This is a genomic window from Mesorhizobium sp. M1A.F.Ca.IN.020.06.1.1 (assembly GCF_004023265.1).
Lineage (GTDB): Bacteria > Pseudomonadota > Alphaproteobacteria > Rhizobiales > Rhizobiaceae > Mesorhizobium.
Genome location: NZ_RZSR01001451.1, coordinates 1 through 967, shown reverse-complemented (window position 1 = coordinate 967; position 967 = coordinate 1). Strand labels below are relative to the sequence as shown.

At 61.8% G+C, this 967-nt stretch carries 1 protein-coding gene and 1 pseudogene; one reads left to right on the top strand and one right to left on the bottom strand.

Annotated features, from left to right (window positions below; genetic code table 11):
• Positions 1-249 (bottom strand): annotated as a pseudogene (locus EOA60_RS34785) (GGDEF domain-containing protein); the annotation flags it as partial.
• 150 nt (positions 250-399) lie between these two features.
• Here EOA60_RS34785 and EOA60_RS34780 point away from each other — a divergent pair.
• The coding region (locus EOA60_RS34780) for a pyrimidine 5'-nucleotidase (RefSeq protein WP_128312719.1) at positions 400-967 on the top strand (568 nt) is incomplete at its 3' end.

Here is a 967-nt window from a genome sequence, read left to right as displayed (position 1 = left end):
TCTGTGGGCCGCGGCGAGCTGGGCATGCGCGCGGGCAAGCTCGCGATGCGCATTTTTCAGCCGGTCGCTTTGCCAGAAGGTGCCGACGCTGGCAATCCAGGCGAGAATCAAAGGGCAAACCGTGGCCGTAAGCCAGACGGTGCGGCTGATCGGAAAGCCCATGGCCGGGACCACAACCAGCGTCAACAAGAGCGAGACAGCGACCGAAGCGAACGCGACGACTGCGGACTTCAAGATTATGCGACTCATCGCTGTCTCCCAACGGACTGCCTCTGTGCCAGCAAGCGCTGAAGGTGACCTTTCCGGGACGATTAAAATTTGAAGCGAGGCGCCATTTTCACGACGCAAGACGCGCGGAAGTTGTGGATAAACTCCGCGTCCGCATGCCATAAGGAGGCCATGACGACGACACCCGAGCCCGCCCGTTTTGCCCATGTCACGGATTGGGTATTCGACCTCGACAACACGCTCTATCCGCATCACTCGAACCTGTTCGCGCAGATCGACGTGAAGATGACTGCCTATGTCGGCGAGCTGCTGACGCTCTCGCGCGAGGAGGCGCGCAAGCTGCAGAAAGAGCTCTACCTGGAGTACGGCACGACGCTGAACGGGCTGATGGCGCGCCACGGCATCGACCCCGACGACTTCCTCGAGAAGGTGCACGACATCGACTATTCCTGGCTGGTGCCCGATCCGGTGCTCGGTGCCGCGATCCGCCAATTGCCGGGCCGCAAGTTCATTTTCACCAATGGGGACCGCAAGCATGCCGAGCGCGCCGCGCGCCAGCTCGGCGTATTGGATCATTTCGACGACATCTTCGACATCGTCGCGGCGGGTCTCAACCCCAAGCCGGCCCGCCAGACCTATGAGCGGTTCGCCGAGCTGCATTCCGTGACCGGCCACAACGCGGTGATGTTCGAGGACCTGGCGCGCAACCTCTCTGTGCCGAAATCGCTCGGGATGACGA